We start from the raw sequence: 23,784 nt of genomic DNA, 5'->3' as shown, positions 1-23,784 counted from the left end.
TCACCCTCCGCTATGCGTGCCGTGCCGCGGGATTCTCGCAGTTCAGGGGCCTGCCGGAAGGGGCGGGGTACTGGGTAAGTGGTCCAGACCACTGGCGTGCACGGCTGCTTTCAGCGGACCAGCGTCACCTCCGGCGAGGTCCAGGTCTCGGTTCCGGGAGCCCCGTCGGGGTCGCCGAGTGCCTTGTCGAAGACGAGCCGGAGCCGGTAGGCGCCGGCGGGCGCCGGTGTGCCGTTATCGCGGCTGCCGTCCCAGCCGTAGAAAGTGAGTCCCGTGCCGGCACCGGAGTTGCGGCCCACCCAGGCGGCGTCGTACGGCGTGGCGGTCACCGTGCCGTACGCGTCGAGGACCTGGAGGCGCAGACGGGCGAGCATCGGGTAGCCGTCCGAGAGCATCACCCACGCCTTGTCATTACCGGTGGACGTGTCGGTGAGGTCGACAGTGACGGGCACGCTCTTGCCGAAGGTGTAGTAGCCGGGCCGCAGTGCCGGGTTGTCGAGCGACGGATTGATTGCAGAGAACGTGGGGTTGACCGCGGAGACCGCGTCGAAGTCGCCGGCCATGCCCTGATAGGGCACCCGGATCTGGGGCTCTTCGTCGCCGGTCCGCGTGAGTTCGACCCAGCCGCCGAAGAGAGTGCCTGCGGCGACGCCGGAGGGCTGCTCGATGTGCACCGTCATCGAGGCCGAGCCGTGTGCCGGGACACGGAGCCGCCCCGTGCCATCGGCGCTCGCGTCACCCGCCGCGTCCGTCGCCTGCCAGGCGCTCGTGTAGGGCGGCCCGGCGGAGACGGCATTGCGCTGCCCGATCCGGTAGGTCACGGGCTCGGCAGTCGGGTTGCGGACGGTGATCCGGCGGATCCGTACCCGTCCCTCCAGGTCTCCCAGGGCTAGTTCGGACGGTGTGGCTGTGGGGCGGGTGCCGGAGACCGCGTCGAGGGCGGCGCTCACGTCGATCCGGCCGGCGCCCTGCTGTGCGACGGGCTGTGCGCCTCGCGTGTGGTCACCGGTCATGGCGAGCGGCGTCGCCGTGTTCTGCAGGGCGGTGCGTATCCGGTCGGGGCTGAGGCCGGGGTGAGTCTGGAGGAGCAGGGCGATCGCGCCCGCGGTGTGCGGTGCCGCCATCGACGTACCGGACATGACGCCGTACCAGTCGAGGGAGGGCGGCAGGGCGGAGAGGATGTAGCCACCGGGGGCGGCCAGGTCGGGCTTGAATTCCAGCTCGTTTCCCGGTCCCCAGGACGAGGACCGGTCCATCAGCCCGGCGAGGTCCGGGCCCAGCGCCGTGCCCGCGTACGCGCCCCAGGTGAGCCGGACCGCGTCGGGGGCGTTGAGGATGCGCCGCGCGTCGGTCTCCCTGACCGACACCAGCGGGATGCCCGTGGTGCCGCAACACGGCGAGAAGGGGATGCTGTCCGGCGGTTCGGCCGGATTGTGGTAGATCGCGGCAACGGCGCCCGCCGCTGCGACGGTGCGGGCCAGGTCCATCGGACGGCAGGTGCTGCCGCCGGCGCCGGCGACCGGGGCGAAGAGCGCGATCCGTCCGGTGAGACTGCCTTCCGGCAGCTGGGTACAGCTGGAGGCGACCGGCGTGATCGGAGCACCTCCGGTGGCCGGCGCCGCGGCGCCGCGGCCGGACTCCTGGTACGGGACGGGCGTGTCGGAGCCGTCATCGAGGGTGAAGCCAAGGGCGGGGACGCGGGTGTTGTACGTACTGCCGACGGCTATCGCTCCCTTGGCGACCGCGGGGGCCGACGCGTTGAACGGCCCGGCGTAACCGTTGCCGACCGACGCCACGACCGGGATTCCGGAGTCGACGAGGTGGTCCACGGCGAGCGACAGGACGCTGCTGCTGCGGTCCCCGGTCAAGCCCAGGCTCAGGTTGACGACGTCCACGCCGTCGGCGGCCGCACGGTCGAGCGCGGCGAGGATGATCTCGTCGGTGGGAGGGTTCTTGGTGCCGAAGACACGATAGGCGCGCAGGGTCGCGTCCGGGGCGACGCCTTCGATGCGGGAGTCGGAGCCCGCGACGATCCCGGCGACGTGCGTGCCGTGCCCGGCGGCAGGGCCTTGCTTGTCGTCGTACGGGTCGGCGTCGTCGTCGGCGAAGTCGTAACCGCCCAGCACCTTGGCATTGGGGAACCCTCCGCCGCCGAGCGCCGGGTGGTCGTAGGCGATGCCGCTGTCGACAATACCGACGGTGATGCCCGCGCCGGTGTGGCCGTGGCGGTGGGCCTCGGGGACGCCCGTGAGGTCGGTGCTGGTGATGACCTCCCGCCCCGACGGTGTGTCGCCGTCCGCGCCACCCGCCGACTTCGCGCCGTCGGCCGCGCGGTCGAGCGCCTTCTCCAGCACCGCCTTGGGCACGGGCGTCGGCCTCTCCGGCATCGCGTACCTGACCGGCTTCGACACGGACGCAACGCCGGGCAACTCGGCCAGCCGGGACACCTGATCGGCGGGCATGCGGACCACCACGGCGTCGACGACGTTCCGGATGCGCCGCCGCACCGCGACCGCCAGGCCTGCGTCGCGCGCCCTGTCCACCAACGCGTCCTGCACGTCGTCGACCGCCCCGCGCGCCGCGGCGCGTTCGCCCGGCCGCACCTGCTGGGCCGCGGGCGCGGAGTCGAGCGTGACGATACGCGTGACGGTGGGCCCGGACGAGCCATCCGTGGCGGCCTGCGCCACGTGCCCGGGGCTGATGAGTGCGAGCAGCAAGAGTCCGGCCGCCGCGTGAGGGGAGTATCGGTACACGGGCGCGATCAAATGCCACGGGGGCCGGAAGATCAACGCTTCGGGGGTGTCGGGATCCCGCCACGGCGACAACTCGACACAGGGCGTGGAAACCGCGCGTCGGGTACGGGCGACCCGCCAGGAGCCGACGCTGAGACGGGACACCCAGCGCGTCCAGCGTCTCAAGAAGACCGGGCGTCCGCCGACGCGACCGTGGGCCACGACGGCCGCAGTGCTAGCGACGGGTACTGATGGCTCGACAGATGCTCTACCGCGACCGTCCGCACGACGCGCTCGACCTCGTGCGGTTGGCGCAGGACGGTTCCCGCGGCCATGCCGGGCCCCGCGTCCGCGCGATGCTGCACACACGGGAAGCGTGGGCACTGGCCGCGACCGGGCGGTCGGCTGCGTTCAGTCGTGCAACAGCGCAGGCGGCCGAGGAACTCACGAATGCCGTTCCGGGTGAGGAGCCCTATTGGATCGCGTACTTCGATGAGGCCGAGCTCGCCGGGGTTACCGGCGGGCGCTTGCTCGACCTCGCCCGCAAGGACCCTCACGTCCACGCGGAATCGGCCGCCGACGAGATCCGGACGGCGATCGCCACGCGTGGGGCGGACGCGCGGCGCAGCCATGCACTGGACTGGATCGGGCTTGCCGAGCGCTCGTTCCTGCAAGGGGATCTGGCCGAGGCGGTAGGCCAGACGCACCGCGCGGTCGAGGCGGCGCAGGAGACGCAGTCAAGCCGTGTCCGTACGCAGCTCGGGAGCCTCTACCCGTACACGGTGGGGCACTCGGCGTCGCCGCAGGTACGGGAGGCGCGGGATAGGCTGCGCGGGTTGTTGGCGAGCTGACGAGAGCGAGGGACAAGCATGACGACTCTCGCCGTTACCGGGCATATGGACCTCACCGACGGGAGTGTCGGGCTCGTTCGTGAGGCACTGCGAAAACTGCTCGCCGAGCACTCCGACGACAGCCTCATCGGCGTTTCGTGCATCGCGAAGGGCTCGGATTCGATCTTCGCCGAGGAACTGTTGAACGCGGGCGGCCGCCTCGTCGTCGTGCTGCCGTCACAGGACTACCGGCAGAACAACGTCAAGCCCGACCATGCCGCACTCGACCGGCTAATCGAGGCGGCCGACGAGGTCATGGTGATGCCGCACGAGACTGCGAACCGCCAGGCGTACGAGACGGCGAACACGGCCGTGCTCGAACGCGCCGACCGGCTCCTCGCGGTATGGAACGGTGAGCCGCCGTCCGGCAAGGGCGGGGGAACGGCCGACGTCGTCGAGGACGCTCGCGCCCGCGGTCTCGCTGTCGACGTGGTGCGGCCGGATGGCGCGGCACGCAAGAGCTGACCGGAGCCCAGACGCACGAATGCGCCCCTGCCCGGCCGTGAGGCCAGACAGAGGGGCGCATGTTTCATGGGCGGCGCCGATCCGCCGGCAGCCCGAGGACGCTCGGGCCCGGTGCGGGGTTGGGGGAGGGCTCCGGCGAGGTGCACTCGTAGCGCGGATCGTCGGGGTCGAATCCCGCCGCCAGGCGGCAGGCGTACATCATTCCTCCGTACTGGAACGTCCAACTCGACGGTGGCAATACCGTCGCTGCCGTCCTTCCCGGTGGCCTTGCCCTGCGGGGCCCTTTCGCCGGGCACACCGAGTACCGCCTCGACGCGGTCCGGCAGATCCTGTGGGGCTCGAAAACTCGTCGCTGGTCAGGCTGTGTATCTGTACTCGTTGATGACGCCGCCGAACACTTGGGTGCGCAGGAGTGTGAGGCCTTCGAGGTTGTGCACGGTGGCGGGTGCTCGTGGGCGTTTGGCGGTAGCTGGTTACGGGCCCGAGTAGCGCCGCTGGTCTCGCTGAGAGCGCGGTGGGCATGGTGGTCTGATCCATTCTCCTCGCCCGACGGCGCCCACTTCGAGGCGGCAGGCGATCCACTAGATCACGATGGCCGACGTCACGCGCCGCGTGCGCTGCTGGATCGTCTATGCAGCGATCGGCGGAGTGGTCGTTGTCCTCGACGTGGCCGGGGCACCTGACGGCTACCGTCGGCTGCCCTGTTCGGTCGCCGACGGCCAAGGTGGAGACAGGCCCAACAAGCCTGAAGCGTAAGGTTCGGCGCGCGGGCACCGACCGCCTGGAGAACGAGGGCCGCCTCCTCCCGGCGTTCGTCGGGCGGACTCGCTGCGTTTCTTGCTCCGAGACCGGGACGCGAAGTACACCGAGTCCTTCGACGCGGTCTTCGCGGTCGACGACATCCAGATTGTGAGGACCGCGCCGCGGGCTCCTCGGATGAACGCCCACTGCGAAAAGGTCATCGGCACCCTGCGGCGCGAGGCCCTCGACCACCTCTTGATCTGGAACGAGTTCCACGCCCGGCACGTCCTCCATGAGTACGCCCGGCACTACAACGGTCATCGCCCCCACCAGGCTCGCCTACAGCTCCCTCCCCTCGCCCAGGAGCACCCGGCACCCATGGTCGCCCCGTCCGCTCACCGGGTTCTACACCCGAATGCTCGACGGCGTGATCAACGAGTACAGATATGCCGCCTGACCAGGGGCGATGAGTTCCCGAACGGCGCACGATGCGTACGGTCCGAGGGGCACCGAACCCGCGATGTGGGACGAGGCGATCCCGTAAATGACGGGCACGCGCCTGACGTTGTGGCGGGCCGTCGTCACGGAGATCTCGCTCCTCCGACGTCGGCGCCGATACTGACCGCTTCGCCCCGGCGCTACGGGCGTCGGCACGTTACTTGACGATCTCCAGCACCGCCATCATGCCCGCGTCCTCATGGTTGAGGATGTGGCAGTGAAGCACGGTCTTGCCGGTGTAGTTCCTGAATTGGGTCCGAAGGACGAGCTTCCCCTTGGCGGGCACGCTTGCCGTGTCCTGCAAGCCGTGGCCGTGGTGCGGTCGGCCGTTGATGCTCATCAACTGGAATTTGTTGACGTGCACGTGGAACGAGTGTTCCTCGTTGCTGTCGTTGCGCACGGTCCACTCCTCGACCGTGTTCAGCTTGGACCGGACGTCCACCCGGTTCGGATCGAACTGCTTGCCGTTGATGAAGAACTTGCTGCCGTCCTTGTTCTCGGAGAACACGAGGGTGCGCCGGGCGGCGATCGCCGAGTGGCTCAGATCCGTGACCGGCGCGAAGGCTGAGGTGGGCAGGGCCGCCGGGTGCGCGGAAGGTCCTTCGGAGACCAGGGTTGCCAGGGTCGCCTGCGGGAACTTGTTGCCGGCCGGCCCGGTGTTGTACGCGAGCGTTTGCAGCTGGGTACGGCCGGTCGGACCGCCTTGTACGAGCACGTCGAAGCGCGCGCCTGCCGCGAGCAGGAGCGAGTCGGCCGTCCAGATCCGGTCGACGGGGGTGCCGTCGTGGGCGATCACATGGAACCGCTGACCCTGCAGGTGGATGTTGTAGTAGATGTTGGCGCTGATGTTGGCCAGCCGCCACAGCTGGGTCTCACCCGGCCGGATGCGGATGGTCGGGTTCAGCTGACCGTTGACGGTGCGATTGGTGGACGCGCCGATGTGCAGGTTCTGGGTCCTGACCGCATCACCCTGGACCTGGAAGTCCTTGAGCCCGATGACGTGCTCGGTGATGTGGTGCAACTTCGCCGGAAGGTACTCCTGCAGCCCGTCGACGATCAGGACGCCCGACATGCCCCCGGCGACCTGCGGTGCCGAGATCGAGTGTGCATGTGAGTGGTACCAGTAGGTGCCGGGCCGTAGGGTGTTCGGAAACTGGTAAGCGTAGTGAAACGTCTGGCCGGGATGGATGTGGACGAAGATGTTGTCGGAGTTGCCGCTCGGCGACACATGAAGTCCATGAACATGCAGATTGGTGAACTCCTTCAGCGAGTTCTTCATCGACAGGTCCACCTTGTCCCCCGGCCGGATGCGCAGCGTGGGAGGCATGTAACTGCCGTTGTAGGTGAGGGCCCACAGCTTGCGGCCGCCCACCTCGACCTTTCGCCTCTCCACGACGAGTTCCACCCGTAGGACCCCGTTGCGGCTCACCATCTGCGCCGGCTCCTTCAGCGGCGCGCCCTGCGCAACCGCCGGCGACTGCAGGGGGACAGCCACCGGCTGCGCCTGCGCCGGTTCCCGCTCCGGCGGCTGCTCGCCGGAACAGCCACCGACCAGGAGGGCGATGACGACAACGACGGCAGCGGCCAGTTCGGGCAGCTTGAACCGAGACCTCATTACCTCTCCACTCCTGGGACTCCCACATCGCACGTAGCTCACTCCCAGCAAGCACGTGGTCCCGCCTGTGCGCTACCCCGGTGGAGCGTTCGCGCGACACAGCCACCCCCGATGTACGGACGTCGCCCGGGGCAGCGGGCGCGGACGACGGTCCACTGAGGTGTGGGCATTCCTGTGGTTGGGATCCGCCGAACCCGGAGGATGCGGAGACCGCGGGCCTGATCAACCGCGGATGCCGGGCAAACCGAGTGCATCCGCAAGATCCGTCCACGCCACAGGGTTGTTCTCGCCGCCGCGCGCTCGACGGGCCGCGACCCCAGCGCGAGGTCGGTCGTGAGAGAGACTGATCAAACGCCTCTCTCCAAATGGCGCGAGCCTGATCGTCCAATATATTCGTTTTGCGGAACAGTTAGACCGTGGCCTGGGTGGGGGCAACCGATGCCGAGGAGGCACGGGCCAACCTCCGGGCGTCCCTGCGGGGACCGCTCCCCTCCGTGTTGGAGCGGGACGACCTGCCCGAGCGGGCGACCGCGCTCCTGACGTACGTCTGGGAGGAGACCGTCCAGCCGGACTGGGAGCGTCGGCGGCGCGTCATGGAGGCCGACATGGCCGCGCGGACCGCACGAGTCAATCAGGGCGGCTGGGCGGCCGTCCTCGACTCGCTGAAGCCGGGGACGCGGTGGCTCGGGGAGAGCCGCTTCCAGGTCAACCGCAACGCCTACCCGCCGCGGGAACTCGCCGCCGGGGCCCAGCTGCTGTTCATGCCGGTCACGCCAAGAACCAGTTGGGTGTCAGGGGAGGGACGGGAGCGGTATGCAGTCGTCTACCCGTGTCTCGGGGCGCTCTCCGAAGACTATGACCGGCGACCCGCCCCGGACGGGCTCGGCGCGCTCATCGTGACCGTGCGAGCCGGGTTACTGACGCTGCTGGGGACGCCCATGAGCACGACCCAGCTGGTCGCCGTGACCGGGCGGGCGCTGGGTTCGGTGGGCGGACATCTGCGGGTGCTGCTCGACGCGGGGATGGTGGAGCGGCGGCGGGCGGGGCGATCGGTGCTGTACGTCCGGACGGCGGCAGGGGAAGTGCTCATGGATGCATCCGGATCCGGTACCGGTGATCAGGAGCCGGAACCGGGGATCCACGAGGTGTCCGACAGATCACGATGATTCGAGCGACCACGGCTGGCGCCCTGGGAAACCGCTCCCACCTGCACGGATGAGGTATTCGGCAAGGCAGGGCACGGTTCCGCGCTCTCGTTGCGGAAGCGCACCCGTACCGTCTCTTCACTCCGGCCTCGGCCTGCGAGGCGCTCGTCGTCAGCGTCGGCGGTGCGGGCGTCTGGGTGTCCCGGGCTGTGTAGACGCAGGCATGTCCGAGGGTCAACCAACCGTCGGCATGAACGCCTTGGCGTGTGCGAGATGGGCTTCCAGGAGCTGGGCCGCATCCTCGCCTTTCGCCTGACGGAGCAGCTCCACGATCGCCCGGTGCTGCTCGACCTGTGCGGGCAGATCGTCGCTGGTGCGGTCTGTGGTGGCCACCGCCAGCTTGATCTCCGACATGAGATCGCGGGCCGTCGTCGTCAGGCGGGGGCTGCCCAGGAGCCCGACGATCGCCACGTGCACGGCGAGATGCGCCTCCGTGACGACGCTGGCAGCGGCCGACGAGGCGACAGCCTCTTCGAAGTCGCGCTGGACCGCGATGAGCGTCATGAGGTCGGTGCGAGTTGCCTGCACCACCGAGCGCGCCGCGGCCGTCTCCAGGACGCGCCGAGCCTTGAAGACGTCCTCGATCTCCGCCTCGGTGAGCTGCCGCACCTCCACCCCGCGATTCGGCCGCCGTACCAACAGGCCCTCGCTGGTGAGGATTTGCAGGGCCTCGCGCACGGTGCTGCGCGAGACACCGAGGCTCTCGGCGACATTGCTCTCGCGCAGCGAGGTGCCCCCTGTGAGGGTTCCCCGGTACATCTCCTCGCGCAGTGCGTGAGCCACGCGGTCCACGGTGCTGGAGCGATCGATCTCTATGGGTCCTAGGGCCATGACGTACTTCCTCAGGGTCTTGGTCGGACAGCCGGACAATCTGGGACGACAGCCTACTGGCCAACAGGAGTGGGGAGTTGGAAGGCCCTATTCCCTCCCGAGCTCTTGACGATCACTGTGCTTGCTGAAATTGTCCGACAAGCGGGCAGTCCGACGAAGTGTGTCGGTGGTCCGCTCTGCCCACCTCCTTCCGCGCCCTCTCCATGTGATCGAAACCTCCCGGCCACGGCCGTCGAGCCGCCCTCTCACACCAGGGAGACCTGTTCATGACCGATACCGCTGACACCACACGCCTGTGGGGCGGGCGCTTCCGCAGCGCTCCGGATGAAGCGCTGACAACGCTGTCCCGCTCCGATCCCAGCTACTTTGCTATGGCGCCCTACGATCTCGCCGGTTCCCGCTCCCATGCCCGCGAGCTGCACCGGGCCGGTCTCCTGGACGACGCCGAGCTGGCGACGCTGCTCGACGCCATCGACGTACTCGACGGCGAGTACCGGCGCGGGGAGATCCACCCGAACCTTGAGGACGAGGACGTCCACACGTTCCTGGAGCGGGTGCTCAGCGAGCGGCTCGGCGCGGTCGGCGGCAAGCTGCGCGCCGGACGCTCCCGCAACGACCAGGCCGCCAACGACCTGCGGCTCTACCTGCGCGACCAGGTGCGCAGGCTCGCCGAGGCCACGGCGGACCTGATGGACGCCCTGCTGGCCCAGACCCGGCGGCACCGCGCGACCCCGGCCCCCGGCTTCACGCACCTGCAGCCCGCCCAGCCGATCACCTTCGGGCATCAACTCCTGGCGCACGCCCACGCGTTGGGCCGTGACATCGATCGGCTGTGTGACTGGGACCGCCGCAGCGCGCGGTCCCCGCTGGGCGCCGCGGCCCTCGCCGGATCGGCCATCGCCCTGACCCCGGAGCACTCCGCACGCGAGCTGGGATACGAGCGCACCTGCGCCAACTCCATCGACGCGGTGGCCAGTCGGGACCACGTCGCCGAGTTCCTCTTCGTCGGCTCCATGCTCGCCGTCGACGTGTCCCGGCTCGCCGAGGAGATCTGCCTCTGGGCCAGCCGCCAGTTCCGCTGGATCGCGCTCGACGACCGCTTCGCCACCGGCTCGTCGATTATGCCGCAGAAGAAGAACCCGGACATCGCCGAGCTGGCCCGCGGCAAGGCAGGCCGTCTCACCGGCAATCTGACGGGCGTCCTCGGCGCGCTCAAGGGCCTTCCGCTCGCCTACAACCGGGATCTTGCCGAGGACAAGCGCGCCGCCTTCGACACGGTGGAGACGCTGCTCATGGTGCTGCCCGCGATGTCCGGGCTCGTCCGCACCTTCGTCGTCGACGAGAAGGAACTGCGCGCGCAGGCCACCGCCGGATTCACCCTCGCCACCGAGATCGCCGACTGGCTGGCGCGCCGCGGCGTCCCGTTCAGCGAGGCCCACGAGATCACCGGGGCCGTCGTGCGGCTCTGTGAGGAGCGCGGGGTCGACCTGGAGGAGCTGAGCGACGAGGACTACGCGGGCGTCGACGCCCGGCTCACGCCCGAGGTGCGCTCCGTCCTCGCCGTGGAAGTGGCCCTTGCCGCGCGCAGCGGACAGGGCGGAACCGCGCCTGCCCGAGTCGACGATCAGATCCGGGAGTTGGTGGCACTCGTCGCCGAGCAGCGCGCATGGGCCGCCGAGTACACGGGCCCCCGCACATGAGTACAGGCCGGTCCCTGCCTCCCACGCCTTCCCCTCCTGTTTGCCCACCGACACCGGGACACCCGGAGAAGAGAGCCAGGCCATGTCCGAAGCAGTAGCGGCGGGCTCCGAAGCCGTGGACACGAGCGAGCTCGTCGCGGTGCCGCGCACCCACTACGGCCGGTGGATCGGCGCCCTCGGGGTCGTGGCATTCCTGTGCTGGCTGGGCTACGCCCTCGCCCACGCGGCGATCGACTGGGGCGTCGTCAAGGAGTACTTCACGATGGGCGTGCTCCTCAAGGGGCTCCTCATCAGCCTCGTCCTCACGGTCGTCGGCATGGTCATCGGCATCGTCCTCGGCGTCCTCGCCGCGGTGATGCGCCTATCCCGCAACCCGGTCACCTCCGGCGTCGGCTGGCTGTACGTATGGGTGTTCCGAGGTACCCCGGTCTACCTGCAGCTGCTCGCCTGGTTCAACATCGGGCTTCTCTTCCCCTACGTGTCCCTGCCCGGCATCGGCGGCGCCCGTACCGTCGACCTGGTCACCCCGTTCGTCGCCGCCGCCATCGGTCTCGGCCTCAACCAGGGCGCGTACACCTCCGAAGTGGTGCGAGCCGGCATGCTCTCCATCGACGAAGGGCAGACCGAGGCGGCTCAGGCGCTCGGAATGTCACGCCTGCGCACCCTGGGACAGATCGTGCTGCCGCAGGCGATGCGGGTGATCCTGCCGCCGATCGGCAACGAGACCATCGGCATGCTCAAGACGACCTCGCTCGCCTCGGCCATCGGTGTCAGCGAGATCCTCTCGGAAGCGCAGCACATCTACTTCGTCAACAACCGGATCATGGAACTGCTGATCGTGTGTGCCGTGTGGTATCTGGCCGCGGTCTCGGTCCTCTCGGTCGTCCAGTACTACCTGGAACGGCACTTCGCCAAGGGCAGCAGCAGTCGCGCGCTGCCCGCGACGCCTCTGCAGCGGCTGCGCACGGCCCTGAACCAGAAGAAGGCGGTTTCGTGATGAGCGTCACCACGACCACCGAACGCGCCCTGGTGCGGGCCGAGTCGGTGCACAAGAGCTACGGCGACCTCCAAGTCCTCAGGGGCATCGACCTCGAGGTGCACCAGGGTGAGGTGGTGTGCCTGCTCGGCCCGTCCGGCTCGGGCAAGAGCACCTTCCTGCGCTGCATCAACCATCTCGAGCAGGTCAACTCGGGGCGGATCTGGGTCGGTGACGAAGTCATCGGCTACCGGCAGCAGGGCAACAAGCTGCACGAGCTGAACGAGCGGGCCATCGCCCGGCAGCGCCGCCGCATCGGCATGGTCTTCCAGCGGTTCAACCTCTTCCCGCACATGACGGCCCTGGAGAACGTGATGGCGGCGCCCGTCGGCGTCAAGCGGGTGGCCCGCGAGGCCGCCCGCGAACGCGCCGTCGCCCTGCTCGGCAAGGTCGGGCTCAAGGACAAGGCGGACGCCTACCCGCGCCAGCTCTCCGGCGGGCAGCAGCAGCGGGTCGCCATCGCGCGTGCCCTCGCCATGGAACCCGACCTGATGCTCTTCGACGAGCCGACCTCCGCGCTCGACCCCGAGCTGGTCGGTGAAGTCCTCGACGTCATGAAGGACTTGGCGCGCAGCGGCCTGACGATGATGGTCGTCACCCATGAGATCGCCTTCGCCCGCGAGGTCGCCGACCGGGTGGCGTTCATGGACGGCGGCAAGGTCCTGGAGATCGGCCCGCCATCCGAGATCCTCGGGAACCCTCAGCACCCGCGCACCCAGTCGTTCCTGGCGCGCGTCCTGTGAGCCGCACGTCGGCAGGAGAAGTCATGTCCCGTCCGATCCGCGCGCTCGTGTCCGTCGCCGTCTGCCTCGGTGCGACGGCCGCCCTGACTGGCTGCGTCAGCACCACCCTGCCCGCGTCCGCCGACGGCAAAGGCGGCCTCCCGCCCTCCGTCGTCGACGGCAAGAAGCTCAAAGTCGGCCTGTCGCCCGACTTCCCGCCCATGGAGTACCGCGACGGGAAGACCAATCGCCTGGTGGGCGTCGACGTCGACCTGGCGCGGGCGCTCGGCGACGAACTCGGCCTCAAGGTCACGTTCGTGGAGCAGCGCTTCGACCAGCTGATGAACTCGGTCGCGACCTCCCGCGTCGACCTGGTGATGTCCGGCATCTCGGACACGGTGCAGCGTCAGGAGACCGTGGACTTCGTCGACTACTTCGACACGGTCGGCCGCCTCTACACCCTGCCCTCGCGGGCCGGCGACTTTCGCACCGCCGCAGACGTGTGCGGCCGCAAGCTGGCCGTCAGCAAGACCACCGACTACTACGGTCAGGCCCTCGCCTTCAACAAGAAGTACTGCACCGGCAAGGGGAAGCCGGCCGTGCAGATCCTGCCGACCGACTCCGGCGCCGCGGCCCGCCTCCAACTGGAGCAGAAGCGCGCGGACATCGCCATCCAGGGCGGCGAGAACTTGGCCTTCTTCGACCGCACCGAACCCGGCCGGTTCCGCGCGGTGCTCGACCCGATGCCCGCAAAACCGTTCGCCGCCGTGGTCAAGAAGGACGACAAACCCATGGCGGCGCTGGTGATGAAGGGGCTGCGCAAGCTGCGGGCCGACGGAACGTACCAGCGCATCCTCAAGAAGGCCGGCCTGTCCTACGGGTCAACCGCGCCGAAGTTCAACGGAGTTGAGGGCTGACTCATGCACACCCCCGCAGACCCGCGCCCGCCGCGCTGGCCGCACGGGCGCCGCAGCGCGGTCGCCCTCGCCTTCGACCTGGACGGCCCCACAGGCGGAGCCATGCTCGACGGTTCCCTGTGGGACCGGCCCGGCTACTTCGCCCTGGGCGGCTACGGCCCGCACCGGGCGCTGCCCCGCCTGCTCGACCTTCTCGATGACGGCGGTGTCCCTGCCACGTTCTTCACTCCCGCCTGGGTGGTGGAGCACTGGCCGCAGGCTTGCCGTCAGATCGTCGAGCGCGGTCACGAGGTCGCCCACCACGGCTACCGCCACGAGTGCTACTACGACCTGACGGCCGACGAGCAGGCGGACGTCATCACCCGCAGCCAGCGCGTGTTCCGCGACGTCCTGGGCACCGAGGCCACCGGCTTCCGCTCCCCGTCCGGCGACTGGCACCCCGAGACCCCGCGCATCCTGCGCGACCACGGGTTCCGCTATTCGAGCTCGATGCGCGGCGACGACCGCCCCTACCGGCACACCGTCGACGGCGTCACCACCGACCTGGTGGAGATCCCGGCGCGCTGGGACCTCGACGACTATGCCTTCCTCGCCTACCACCGCAACCCCGACTACCCCAGTGGCCAGGACCGGATCGCCAGTTACGCGTTGACGCTCGACAACTGGAAGCGCGAGTTCGACGGATACCGCGCCGAAGGGCTCTGCCTGACCACTCTCTTCCACCCGAAGGTCTCGGGCAGGCCGGGCCGGCTGCTGATCCTGGAGGAACTGATCGCCCACATGCGGGCACACGACGACGTCTGGTTCGCGCGCTGTGACGACGTGGCCGACTGGTGGATCGAGAGCGGGCAGGGAGCGCAGGTGGCGGCCGCATGAAGGACATCCGAGGCCGTTGGCCGAACGGCGCCCGCGCCGCCGTCATGATCAGCGTCGACCACGACGCCGATCTCGCCATCCTCAGCGGCTCGCCCGCCACCGCGGACCGGGGCAAGACCCTGTCCGTCGGCAGGTACGGAACCGACCGCGGCATCGACCGGCTGCTCGGCCTCTTCGCCGAACTCGCCGTCCCCGCCACGTGGTTCGTGCCGGGACGCAACGCCGAGCGGCACCCAGAGGCAGTGCGACGCATCGCCGCGGCCGGACACGAACTCGCCTGTCACGGCGACAATCACGAGGACTTCCAGGACCTGACGCTCGACGAACAGACCCGCGCCGCCCGCGACGGAGCCGACCGGCTGCGCCAGGCGACCGGCTCGAACGTGCGCGGATTCCGCACCCCGGCGGGGGAGTGGAAGCCGGGTCTCGGCAGCCGGCTCGCCGGATTCGGCATCGACTGGTCCTCGTCCTCGCCCGGCGACGACCTGCCCTACCTCCACCCCGGCACGCACGGGGTCGTCGAGATCCCGGTCCAGTACGAACTCGAGGACCACCAGTACTTCTTCTTCAACCTCGAACCGCCCTTCCCGACAGGTCAGTCGCGCATCGCGTCGTACGCACACGTCCTCGGCAACTGGACCCAGGAGTTCACCGCGTACCACCGCTTCGGGCTCTGCTACGTGCTGCGCCTGCACCCCGAGGTGACGGGCACGCCGGGCAGGATCGGACTCGTCCGGGAGCTCATCACCCACATCCAAGGCCACCCGGACGTCTGGCTCGCGACCGGATCGCAGATCGCCGACCGGTGGCGAGCGCAGCACCCGGCCAACGACCCCGGACACCCGGCCGACCTGTTCGCACGGCTGACGGCGGACCGGGAGGGCACCGCATGACCGCCGCGCCGTTGCACCATCTCGCGGACCTGATTGCCGACACCACGTACGAAGATCTGCCGGACGCCGTCGTGCGCAAGGCGACCGTTCACCTCCTGGACACGCTGGGCGCCGGGCTCGCCGGGGCGCACAGCGAGGAGACCCGGATCGCACTGTCGGGTCTCGGTGACGAGCGGGGCGACTGCCCGGCGTGGGGGACGGGAGAGCGGCTCACCCCCCGAGCGGCCGCTCTGGTGAACGGCATCTCCAGCCACGCCTACGAGGTCGACGACACCGGCGGCTGCGACCACTCGGGCGCGGTCGTCGTACCCGCCGCGCTCGCGGCTGCCGACGCCAGTACCTCCCCGGTGAACGGCGCCCGCCTGCTCACCGCGATCGTCCTCGGCTACGACGTGGGCCGCCGGATACTCGAAGCACTCGGCGGCTACGAGGCGCACAACGGGGCCGGCTGGCACTCCACCGGAACCTGCGGTCCCTTCGGTGCGGCAGCCGCGGCGGCACACGTCCTCGGCCTCCCCGCCCGAGAGGCGCAGGCGGCACTCGGCCTGGCCTCCAGCGGCAGCGCGGGACTGTGGGCCTTCATCCGCGACGGAACCATGGCCAAACGCCTGCACGCGGGCCGTGCCGCTGAGAGCGGTCTGCTCGCGGCACGCCTCGCGGCCGCCGGGATGACGGGCCCTTCGGCGCTGCTCGACGACACCTGGGGCGGTCTGCTCACCACTTACGCCGGCCAGGAGGCCGAACCAGCTGCGCTGACCGAGGAGTTGGGCCGCAACTGGAAGATCATGCGCAGTTCTCTCAAGCCGTACGCCTCGTGCCGCGGCACCCACTCGTCCGTCGACGCGCTGCTCGCGATCATGGCCGAGCAGCGGCTGGACGCGGCCGACATCGCCTCCGTCCACGTGCGCCTCAGCCCGTTCCTGCACGGCATGTGCGGGGGCCGGTCGACCGCGACGCTGGCCGCGGCGCAGCTGAGCCTTCCCTACGCGGTGGCCGCCGTACTCACCCATGGGCATGCGGGACTCGACGCGTACGCGCAGGAGTGCAGGACCGGATCTGAGCTGCGCGCCGCCATGGAGCGGATCGCACTCGAGGTCGACGAGGAGATGCCGGCCACCGAGGAACCGGTCGTCACCGTGACCGGTACCGCCGGGCGACGCTGGGCGCGACGGATCACCCAGGCCAGCGGCTCGCCGGGGAACCCGCTCACCGAACCGGCCGTCCGCGAGAAGTTCCGTTCACTGGCCGGGCGAGTCCTCGCACCGGAACGGACACGGGTGCTGGAGGACGCCGTGTTCGGCCTGGCCGCGACGGGCGATGTGCGCGAGTTCGCGGGGCTGTTGGCAGGCGCGTAACGGCGCGCGAATCAGGCTCAGAGGATGACAGGTGGCCTTCAGCGAGAAGACCTCACTGAAGCAGGGCAGCCAAGCCGTCCGTGTGCGTTGTGGCCCCTACGTGAGCTGCGGCATGATCGTTCGGCATGTACGCAACGAGGTTCGATGGCCTGTTTGAACGCGGCCGGGATGCGGTGCTGGCAGGTGCGGTTCAGTGCCAGGTGCCGCCTGTGGACGGCGGGAATCGCTGGGTCATGTCCGTCGTCATGCGACCTGACGCCGCGACCGCCCGCAGGATGGGGGAGATCACCCGCGAGGCGATGACCGTTGCCGGGGAAGAACACTGGCCGACCGGGACTGCTGACTCCTCGCACTTCACCCTTCGCGCGCTGGAAGAGCACCGCGTATCGGTCCCGGACGGCGACGCACGGGTATCCCGCTACATGGCGGCACTGCGGACGGCGGCGACAGCAGTCGGCCCCGTTCGGATGACTCTGTCGGGTCTGACCCTGACGCCAGGCTGCGTCATGCTGTGCGCCGAGCCGTCGGGCGACGCTATGGAGCGCCTGTATGACGCCTACGAAGACGCGTTGGGCGAAGACGGCTGGCTGGAGGCCGACTTCGACCGGAACATCTGGTACTCGACGCTGGTGCATTTCACGCGTCCATTGACCAATCCGCAGGCCGTCGTGGATTGGGTGGGTGAGCGCCGGGATCTCGCCCTCGGGCAGGTCGAATGCCGTCATGTCGAGCTCGTCGTCTACAGGTTCAACGGGAGCCGCATTGTCATGGAGGCGTTGGACGCCGTCTCCCTCAGCCATCGACCATGATCACGCGCTAGGCGAATACCTCATCCACGCTGGTCAGGCCGCATATTGGTACTCGCGGAGGGTGCCGCCGAGCCGCGCTCGTCGGCGTATGTTCAGATGGGCGATCCTGTCCGGGTCTTCGATCGGGGCGGGCAGAGAGTGGAGGGGGCGGGCATTCGCAAGGCTCTGGTGTGGCCTGTGCTCGTCGTAGAGCGTCTCGAACTCGCCTAAAGGCTGTCCCACTTACGGGGTCCGGCAATATCCCCACGAGCTGTTCTCGCGGGCCAGGCGCACCAACAGGGCGCGGACCGAACGGACGATGGGCCCGCGCCCACGACGCCTTGGCGCGCAGGTCGCAGCATGGCGTCGGCTGAGCAGGTCACGGCGCCAGCGCAGAAGCGTGTCCGGGCGCACCAGCAGCAGGAGATGCTCCACGAGGCGCGTCCGGGTTCTGGGCGCCACCGCACACCCGACCGCGGAGTGGATCGTGCAGTTCGGCCGCAATCTCCTCATGGACTCGGAGGACGCGGGCGGCACCGTCAAGTTCCGGATCCGGGACCGGGACTCGAAGTTCACCGCTGCCTTCGATGCCTTGGTGGCCGACGCCGGGCTGAAGGTCGTCACCAGCGGTGTCCGGATGCCGTGGATGAACTCCCTCATGGAGCGTTGGATGCAGACCTGCCGGCATGAACTCCTCGACCGCACTTTGATCTGGAACTAGAGCCACCTTCTGCATAGGCCTGGCCGTGACGCTGGGAGAGGAGCGGATCTACCCAACCGTGGCCACGCCGTGGCCGTGTATCAGGAGGCGACCCGGCCCTGGCGCCGCCTCAGCGGGTGCGCAGCACGAGCTTGCCGACCCGGCGGCCCTCCTCCAGGTCCCGGTGGGCGTCCCGCGCCCGCTCCAGCGGGTACACCTGAACGGGGCCGAGGCTGAGCTCTCCTGCTGCCATCCGGTCCAGGAACCGCTGCAGCACCTCGGCCGGCAGGTCGGCCGCGTCGCCGGAGTAGGCGGTGAGGCGGACGCCCGTGGGCAGGTAGCCGATGGGGTAGAAGTCCCGCACGATCCACTGGTTGGAGAGCATGCCGGTGAAGCAGACCGTGCCGTGGACGCGGGCCGCCCGCAGCGTGTCCGGCAGGGTCGGCGTGCCGACCAGCTCCAGTGCCGCATCGACGCCGGCCGGAATGAGCGCACGCACCTGGTCGGCGACCGCGCCGTCGTCGACGAGCGGGTGGTCGACGCCGTGGTCCTTCAGTGCCGCGAGCCGCTCGGGGCTGCGGGTCGTAGCGAGAACGGTGACGCCCAGTTCCTTCGCAAGGGCCGTGACGGCGAACCCGAGTGCGGACGTGCCGCCGCGGATCAGCAGCGACTGGCCGGACCGCAGGTCCAGACCGGTCGTCACCGATCCGTAGGCGGTCTGCAGCGTCTCCGGCACCGCGCCGAGCGTTTCCCACGGCAGCGCGGAGCGGAACGGGACGACCTGCGCGCGCGGCACCACTGTGTACTCGGCGTATCCGCCGTCGAAGGTCCGGCCCATCCCGCCCATCATGGCCACGACCTGCTGCCCCGGCGCCAGCACGCCCTCCGGGTCCAGGTCAACGGTGCCGGTGGCCTCGATGCCAGGGACCCGCGGGAAGGTCACCCCCTCGGCGAAACCGAGCCGGGTGTGCAACTCGGAGCGGTTCAGCCCGGCCGCCTCAACTCGGACGCGCACCCAGCCGGGCGCCGGCTCGGGCAGCGGCAGCCGCCTGACGTCAAGATTCTCTACCGGGCCCGGGCCGCTCAATACCACGGCCCGCATTGTCGCGTCGTCGCTCACGTCCATGCCTGCCATTGTGCCGTTGCTCAGAGCCTCAGTAGCTCTCAGCATTCCGGCCTCACAGTCGTTCGTACAGTGGCGCGCTCCACCTTGACGCCCTGAATCAGGCCCGCTCCACGGTGTGTGGGTCGACGGCGGACGGGATGGGAGCTGGGGTGAGTGGTGGGCGTGAACCGCGGACCGCCGACGACGTGGGCCGACATGCCGCGCTTGGCGTAATGAGCCGATCGGGCGGGCGTTCGCGGTCACGTTGTACGAAGACGGTGACCGGGGCGGTGGCGGGAAGGAGGTGGCATACCAGCCATGGGCGAGGAGAGCGTGGACCGGTCGGAGGGTTTTGGCGAGCGGCTGCTCGGTGTGCTGCTGGACAGGGCGCGGCTGCTGCCGCCGCAGCTGATCGCCCCGCTGATCGCGGAGGAGGTGGCCAGGATCGGAGGTCGCGACGTCTCCATCCTGCTTCAGGACTACGCGCAGGAGGTGCTGGTGCCGCTGCCGGGCAAGAAGCTGCACGTCGGCCAGCCCGAGTCGATCATCGATTCCCCCGCCGGCCGGGCTTTCCTGAGCGGGCACGCCGTCGAGGTGCCGAAGACCCCCTCGGGCGTCCGGATGTACCTGCCGCTGCTGGACGGCAGCGACACGGTGGGCGTGATGGCCCTCACCTTGAACGCCGTCGGCCGCGACGACCGGCGGCTGCTGAGTCGGCTATCCGGCCTGGTGGCCGACATGCTGGTCACCAAGGGCGCCTACACCGACCAGTTCTTCCAGGCCCGGCGCCGTGAGCCGATGAGCGTGTCCGCGGAGATCCAATGGAGCCTGCTGCCTCCGACGTCGATGTCCGTGCCGCAGGTCGAGGTGGCCGGCATCCTGGAGCCCGCCTACCGTGTCGCCGGCGACAGCTTCGACTACGCCCTCAACGACAACATCCTGCACGCGGCCGTGATCGACGCGATGGGCCACGGCCTGGACGCCGCCACGATGGCGACCGTGGCCATCGGCGCCTACCGTCATGCCCGGCGCGTCTTTGTCAGCCTGGCCGAGAAGTACGCGCTCATGGACGATGCCATCTCTCGGCAGTTCGGGCCCGACCACTTCGTCACGGCGCAACTGATGCATGTGAACATCGCCACCGGTGAGATGGAACTGGTCAACGCGGGCCACCCCGCGCCTCTGTTGATCCGCGACGGCCGGGTCGTGAGGCAGCTGGAGAGCGCGACGACGCTGCCCGTCGGCTTCGGCGGTGAGGAGCCCCGGATCAGAGAGCACACACTCCAGCAAGGCGACCGGGTGCTGTGCTACACCGACGGCATCATCGAGGAACACGTCAACGGCGGGGAGCAGTTCGGCGAGGAACGCCTCATCCGCTGCGTGAACCGCCTGAGGGATGAGCCGTCGCTCGGGCTGAGGGCGGATCTGCGCCGGCTCTCCCACACGCTGAAGAGGGAACGGAGCGGGCGCACCACCGACGACGCCACCCTCTTCATGATCGAGTGGCACGGAGGCGCCGCCGACCACCTCGCGGTCCTTGACTGAGCGCCCACGCGTCATGCCCTGGCTGCGGCTGAGAGGGGGGATGGCCAGAGCGGCTCCACCGTCGGCGCCCGCAGTTGATGCCCGTCCTCGACCGCGTCGGGGCTAAACGGCCCGATGGTGGAGCCGCCCTGGCCGTCAGCGCCCCTCAACCTCTCCCGAGCAACCGGAATGACCCAAAGCATCCGTTACGCGCAGAGCGGATCAGCAGGCCTCTGACATCCACGGCTGACATCAACGACGCTGGACGGAGGCGTACACCAGCATCTCAGTCCGGTTGTCGCACCAGTCGGCGGCAGCAGCAGGAGCGGGCTCGGCAACGGGATGTGTGGCTTGACCCGTCCACGTTCGAGAACCTGGACCACATCTTCCACACGCTCTTCGACGACTTCTGCGACGCCGACGAACCCGAGCGCTACCTCGGCACAAGTCTGCGAACAGAGGAGGAGGTCGCCCTCATGCGGGAGCTTGGTGCAGCGCTCAACGCGGCCGCGAACGAGGCGCCCAACGACACCGATGCGGAGTACCTCCAGGCAGCCTCGTGGCCCGTGGTCGTAGCCGTCGCCGGACGACTCGCTCAAGTAATGGTCCGATAACGACCTGGGAGAACTGAACCGTTCCGGGTTCCTCGACGGGCAGGTCGGCCAGGACGTGGGCAAGGCGGGTCACGTCGTAGCCGGTGTCCATGACGACGAGGATGTCCGCGTCGCCGGGCCGCCACTGCCCGGCCCGCACGAGCCGGACGGCGACGTCGCGGAGCTGGGCGGCGGTCACCGCGGTGGCGTCGTCGGCCGGGCCCAGACGGACGGCGTCCAGCACGGCGGTCCACGATGTGCGTCCCGCTTCCATGGCGGCAACGAAGGAGTAGGGCCGGCCGGGGATGAACTGATCCGCGCTGCGGCCTCGCCCGTAGAAGTGGCAGAACAGCAGGTCCGGGCTGGTGGGGGCGTCGGGTCGCAGCCAGTTGCTCACATCGACCGCGAGGACGGTTCGCCCGTCGGCCGCCCTCGGCAGCGGAGTGGAGGCAAGCGGCCGCCGCAGACGGCGCGGCTCCAGCCGGCCATGGTTGACCGCGTCGCGGACCGGGCTGGATGCGTGACGTGGGTAACGCGGAGGGGGTCGGGCCTGTGAAGCACCCCATAGGAGCCAGATCACATACTAGCGGTGGTAGTAGCCGGTGGGGCCGCTCGGCGGTGCATAGAAGGCACCACATCGGTTCATTTCGGACATTCCTCCGTAGTGGGGTAGTACGTCACATCCTTGCGCCCCCTCTCGGCCATCGCTAACTATGGCTGTCGTCCCGGAGAGCGGGTCGGAGCACGAGCGAAGCGGCTCGCTCCACACCCCCGGGTCAGGACGCGGATCCCCATTCCGCTCCAGGCGCCACCACACCGGCCGGCGCCACACGATGTCCCCGAACATGAAGAGGTACTCCCGTATGACCTTCTCCACCCCGATCGCCGCTGCCGCCCGCCCCACCACCCGCTTCAAGCGCGCCACCGTCACGGTCCTGGCCGCCGCCGGTCTCGCGGGCGCAGCGCTGACGTTCGCCCCGTCTCCCGCGCAGGCCGCCGAGCCCGCCGCGGCGCCGAAGGCCGCGTCCGCGGTGTCGGCCCAGAAGGGCACCGGCGGAGGCAATGTCGACGCGTGGATCAACGAGGCCCTGTCGATCATGAAGGCCAAGGGCATCCCCGGCTCCTACGAGGGTCTGCACCGCAACATCATGCGTGAGTCCTCCGGCAACCCGAACGCCGTGAACGGCTACGACGTCAACGCGGTCAAGGGCACCCCGTCCAAGGGTCTGCTGCAGGTCATCCAGCCGACCTTCGACGCCTACCACGTCGCCGGCACCTCCAACAGCCTGACGGACCCGGTCGCCAACATCACCGCGGCCGCCAACTACGCCGCCGACCGCTACGGCTCCATCGACAACGTCAACTCCGCGTACTGAGCCCCCGCAACCGCACGCCGTGACTGATCCACGGCACATCTCCACCACGGCACATCTCCACCCTCGATATGGAGGGCAGCCCCTATGCCGCACACCAGCGGAGACGAAGGGCACGCGCCCTCAGCCGACGCCCTTGACCACCCCGGCTACGGGTCCGCGAACCTGCACCGCTCACGCGGCAGGTCACGCAGGAAACGACTGCGCGTCATCACATACACCGCACTCGGCGCCGTCCTCGTCGGCGCAGGCGGTGCGGCCTACGCGTGGTCGCACCTGAACGGGAACCTCAAGGGCACGGACATCAACGCCGTACTGGGCAAGAACCGCCCGGGCGCGGGCCACGACGGGGCGATGAACATCCTCCTCCTCGGCTCCGACTCACGCGCCGGCACACACGGCCGATACGGCCGTGGCGTCACCGGCGCCCGCTCGGACACGGCGATGGTGCTGCACGTCGACAAGAGCCACAAAATGGCCTCCGTCGTCAGCATCCCCCGCGACACGATGGTCGACCGGCCGCAGTGCGCGAAGCCGTCGGGCGGCACAGCGCCGGGCGAGCACCAGGCGATGTTCAACGCGGCCTACCAGGTGGGCGGCCCCGCCTGCACCGTGAAGACGGTGGAAAAAATGTCGGGCGTGCGCATGGACCACTACCTCGAGGTCGACTTCAAGGGCTTCGAGAAGTTCGTCGACGAGCTCGGCGGTGTCGACGTCACCACCCACCGGGCCATCAAGGACACCAGCAGCCACCTCTCCCTGACCGCCGGCAAGCACACCCTCAAGGGCGAACAGGCTCTGGCGCTCGTGCGCACCAGGCACGGCGTCGGCGACGGCAGCGACCTGGGCCGCATCCAGCTCCAGCAGACGTTCATCAAGGCACTGATCCACCGCGCCGAGTCGATCGGCGTGGTCAGCAACCCCGCCCGGGCCTACGCGCTCGCCGACACCGCGACCAAGACCGTGAGCGCCGACTCCAATCTCGCGTCCGCGGACAAACTGCTCGGCCTGGCCAAGGACCTCAAGGGCATCAGCCCCGACCACATGAACATGATCACGCTGCCCGTCCGCTACGACACCCAGGACACCGGCCGCGTCCTGCCACTGACCAAGCCATCCCACCAGGTCTGGCAAGCCCTGCGCCACGACCGCCCGATCCCCAAATCCGCGACCGCCAACTCGGTCGCCGCACGCACCGACTCACCCGTGTCCACCGACACCTAGG

At 69.4% G+C, this 23,784-nt stretch carries 18 protein-coding genes and 4 pseudogenes; 17 read left to right on the top strand and 5 right to left on the bottom strand.

Annotation, left to right across the window (positions count from 1 at the left end):
* Positions 1–110: 110 nt before the first annotated feature.
* Positions 111–2,753 (bottom strand): S8 family serine peptidase, encoded by a 2,643-nt coding sequence (locus tag OG758_RS10985; RefSeq protein ID WP_326709814.1) that lies wholly within the window; start codon positions 2,751–2,753, stop codon positions 111–113.
* 242 nt (positions 2,754–2,995) lie between these two features.
* Here OG758_RS10985 and OG758_RS10980 point away from each other — a divergent pair, with 242 nt between their 5' ends.
* The 3 genes and pseudogenes from OG758_RS10980 to OG758_RS48960 form a co-directional block, all read left to right on the top strand.
* A complete protein-coding gene (locus tag OG758_RS10980; protein ID WP_326709813.1) occupies positions 2,996–3,583 on the top strand; it encodes a hypothetical protein in 588 nt (195 codons plus the stop codon).
* Between the two features lie 18 nt (positions 3,584–3,601).
* Positions 3,602–4,087, top strand: a complete 486-nt coding sequence (locus tag OG758_RS10975; protein WP_326709812.1) for a hypothetical protein — start codon at positions 3,602–3,604, stop codon at positions 4,085–4,087.
* An 816-nt stretch (positions 4,088–4,903) separates the two neighbouring features.
* A pseudogene (locus OG758_RS48960) lies at positions 4,904–5,285 on the top strand (integrase core domain-containing protein); the annotation flags it as partial.
* 198 nt (positions 5,286–5,483) lie between these two features.
* On the opposite strand, the gene OG758_RS10965 reads toward OG758_RS48960, so the two are convergent.
* Positions 5,484–6,941, bottom strand: a complete 1,458-nt coding sequence (locus tag OG758_RS10965) for a multicopper oxidase family protein (RefSeq protein WP_326709811.1) — start codon at positions 6,939–6,941, stop codon at positions 5,484–5,486.
* A 416-nt stretch (positions 6,942–7,357) separates the two neighbouring features.
* On the opposite strand from OG758_RS10965, the pseudogene OG758_RS10960 reads away from it, so the two are divergent.
* A pseudogene (locus OG758_RS10960) lies at positions 7,358–8,107 on the top strand (helix-turn-helix domain-containing protein); the annotation flags it as partial.
* Positions 8,108–8,320: 213 nt separating this feature from the next.
* On the opposite strand, the gene OG758_RS10955 reads toward OG758_RS10960, so the two are convergent.
* Positions 8,321–8,929: a GntR family transcriptional regulator gene (locus OG758_RS10955; protein ID WP_326709810.1), complete on the bottom strand. Its 609-nt coding sequence runs from the start codon at positions 8,927–8,929 to the stop codon at positions 8,321–8,323.
* 314 nt (positions 8,930–9,243) lie between these two features.
* Between OG758_RS10955 and argH the strand changes: the two genes are divergently transcribed.
* The 9 genes and pseudogenes from argH to OG758_RS10910 all read left to right on the top strand — a co-directional run.
* On the top strand, positions 9,244–10,677 hold the full coding sequence (argH, locus tag OG758_RS10950; protein WP_326709809.1) for an argininosuccinate lyase: 1,434 nt from the start codon (positions 9,244–9,246) through the stop codon (positions 10,675–10,677).
* 82 nt (positions 10,678–10,759) lie between these two features.
* Positions 10,760–11,674, top strand: coding sequence for an amino acid ABC transporter permease (locus OG758_RS10945; RefSeq protein ID WP_326709808.1), 915 nt, complete (start codon positions 10,760–10,762; stop codon positions 11,672–11,674).
* Positions 11,674–12,456 carry an amino acid ABC transporter ATP-binding protein gene (locus OG758_RS10940; RefSeq protein WP_326709807.1) on the top strand — a complete coding sequence of 261 codons (783 nt, stop codon included), beginning with the start codon at positions 11,674–11,676 and terminating at the stop codon, positions 12,454–12,456. Before OG758_RS10945 ends, OG758_RS10940 begins: the two co-directional genes overlap by 1 nt.
* Positions 12,457–12,479: 23 nt before the next feature.
* Positions 12,480–13,352, top strand: coding sequence for an ABC transporter substrate-binding protein (locus OG758_RS10935; protein ID WP_326709806.1), 873 nt, complete (start codon positions 12,480–12,482; stop codon positions 13,350–13,352).
* A 3-nt stretch (positions 13,353–13,355) separates the two neighbouring features.
* Positions 13,356–14,228 carry a polysaccharide deacetylase family protein gene (locus tag OG758_RS10930; protein ID WP_326709805.1) on the top strand — a complete coding sequence of 291 codons (873 nt, stop codon included), beginning with the start codon at positions 13,356–13,358 and terminating at the stop codon, positions 14,226–14,228.
* Positions 14,225–15,121 (top strand): polysaccharide deacetylase family protein, encoded by an 897-nt coding sequence (locus OG758_RS10925; RefSeq protein WP_326709804.1) that lies wholly within the window; start codon positions 14,225–14,227, stop codon positions 15,119–15,121. Before OG758_RS10930 ends, OG758_RS10925 begins: the two co-directional genes overlap by 4 nt.
* A complete protein-coding gene (locus tag OG758_RS10920; RefSeq protein WP_326709803.1) occupies positions 15,118–16,476 on the top strand; it encodes an MmgE/PrpD family protein in 1,359 nt (452 codons plus the stop codon). The genes OG758_RS10925 and OG758_RS10920 overlap by 4 nt, the downstream gene beginning before the upstream one ends.
* A 125-nt stretch (positions 16,477–16,601) precedes the next feature.
* Positions 16,602–17,285 carry a 2'-5' RNA ligase family protein gene (locus OG758_RS10915; protein WP_326709802.1) on the top strand — a complete coding sequence of 228 codons (684 nt, stop codon included), beginning with the start codon at positions 16,602–16,604 and terminating at the stop codon, positions 17,283–17,285.
* A 409-nt stretch (positions 17,286–17,694) separates the two neighbouring features.
* A pseudogene (locus OG758_RS10910) lies at positions 17,695–17,982 on the top strand (integrase); the annotation flags it as partial.
* A 112-nt stretch (positions 17,983–18,094) separates the two neighbouring features.
* Here OG758_RS10910 and OG758_RS10905 read toward each other — a convergent pair.
* Entirely contained in the window at positions 18,095–19,090 is a 996-nt protein-coding gene (locus OG758_RS10905; RefSeq protein WP_326709801.1) for a zinc-binding dehydrogenase, read from the bottom strand.
* Positions 19,091–19,387: 297 nt separating this feature from the next.
* Here OG758_RS10905 and OG758_RS10900 point away from each other — a divergent pair, with 297 nt between their 5' ends.
* Positions 19,388–20,614 (top strand): PP2C family protein-serine/threonine phosphatase, encoded by a 1,227-nt coding sequence (locus OG758_RS10900; RefSeq protein ID WP_326709800.1) that lies wholly within the window; start codon positions 19,388–19,390, stop codon positions 20,612–20,614.
* A 77-nt stretch (positions 20,615–20,691) separates the two neighbouring features.
* Complete coding sequence (locus OG758_RS48955; protein WP_409000223.1) at positions 20,692–21,207, top strand: SCO4402 family protein; 516 nt, start codon at positions 20,692–20,694, stop codon at positions 21,205–21,207.
* Here OG758_RS48955 and OG758_RS10890 read toward each other — a convergent pair.
* Positions 21,197–21,685, bottom strand: a pseudogene (locus tag OG758_RS10890) (transposase); the annotation flags it as partial. The gene OG758_RS48955 and the pseudogene OG758_RS10890 sit on opposite strands and share 11 nt — an antisense overlap.
* 364 nt (positions 21,686–22,049) lie before the next feature.
* Between OG758_RS10890 and OG758_RS10885 the strand changes: the two are divergent.
* Entirely contained in the window at positions 22,050–22,562 is a 513-nt protein-coding gene (locus tag OG758_RS10885; protein ID WP_326709799.1) for a transglycosylase SLT domain-containing protein, read from the top strand.
* An 84-nt stretch (positions 22,563–22,646) separates the two neighbouring features.
* Positions 22,647–23,783: an LCP family protein gene (locus OG758_RS10880; RefSeq protein ID WP_326709798.1), complete on the top strand. Its 1,137-nt coding sequence runs from the start codon at positions 22,647–22,649 to the stop codon at positions 23,781–23,783.
* Position 23,784: the final 1 nt, after the last annotated feature.

Source organism: Streptomyces sp. NBC_01474, assembly GCF_035918215.1.
Lineage (GTDB): Bacteria > Actinomycetota > Actinomycetes > Streptomycetales > Streptomycetaceae > Streptomyces > Streptomyces aureus.
Note: the sequence above shows the minus strand (reverse complement) of the source record. Positions and strands in the feature narration are given on the sequence as shown.

Excerpts from the sequence above, each read along its gene's own strand:
- OG758_RS10980 (WP_326709813.1), top strand. The coding sequence starts at position 2,996 with ATGCTCTACCGCGACCGTCCGCACGACGCGCTCGACCTCGTGCGGTTG.
- OG758_RS10975 (WP_326709812.1), top strand. The coding sequence starts at position 3,602 with ATGACGACTCTCGCCGTTACCGGGCATATGGACCTCACCGACGGGAGT.
- OG758_RS10965 (WP_326709811.1), bottom strand. The coding sequence starts at position 6,941 with ATGAGGTCTCGGTTCAAGCTGCCCGAACTGGCCGCTGCCGTCGTTGTC.
- argH (WP_326709809.1), top strand. The coding sequence starts at position 9,244 with ATGACCGATACCGCTGACACCACACGCCTGTGGGGCGGGCGCTTCCGC.
- OG758_RS10945 (WP_326709808.1), top strand. The coding sequence starts at position 10,760 with ATGTCCGAAGCAGTAGCGGCGGGCTCCGAAGCCGTGGACACGAGCGAG.
- OG758_RS10940 (WP_326709807.1), top strand. The coding sequence starts at position 11,674 with ATGAGCGTCACCACGACCACCGAACGCGCCCTGGTGCGGGCCGAGTCG.
- OG758_RS10935 (WP_326709806.1), top strand. The coding sequence starts at position 12,480 with ATGTCCCGTCCGATCCGCGCGCTCGTGTCCGTCGCCGTCTGCCTCGGT.
- OG758_RS10930 (WP_326709805.1), top strand. The coding sequence starts at position 13,356 with ATGCACACCCCCGCAGACCCGCGCCCGCCGCGCTGGCCGCACGGGCGC.
- OG758_RS10925 (WP_326709804.1), top strand. The coding sequence starts at position 14,225 with ATGAAGGACATCCGAGGCCGTTGGCCGAACGGCGCCCGCGCCGCCGTC.
- OG758_RS10920 (WP_326709803.1), top strand. The coding sequence starts at position 15,118 with ATGACCGCCGCGCCGTTGCACCATCTCGCGGACCTGATTGCCGACACC.
- OG758_RS10915 (WP_326709802.1), top strand. The coding sequence starts at position 16,602 with ATGTACGCAACGAGGTTCGATGGCCTGTTTGAACGCGGCCGGGATGCG.
- OG758_RS10905 (WP_326709801.1), bottom strand. The coding sequence starts at position 19,090 with ATGGACGTGAGCGACGACGCGACAATGCGGGCCGTGGTATTGAGCGGC.
- OG758_RS10900 (WP_326709800.1), top strand. The coding sequence starts at position 19,388 with ATGGGCGAGGAGAGCGTGGACCGGTCGGAGGGTTTTGGCGAGCGGCTG.
- OG758_RS48955 (WP_409000223.1), top strand. The coding sequence starts at position 20,692 with ATGCCCGTCCTCGACCGCGTCGGGGCTAAACGGCCCGATGGTGGAGCC.
- OG758_RS10885 (WP_326709799.1), top strand. The coding sequence starts at position 22,050 with ATGACCTTCTCCACCCCGATCGCCGCTGCCGCCCGCCCCACCACCCGC.
- OG758_RS10880 (WP_326709798.1), top strand. The coding sequence starts at position 22,647 with ATGCCGCACACCAGCGGAGACGAAGGGCACGCGCCCTCAGCCGACGCC.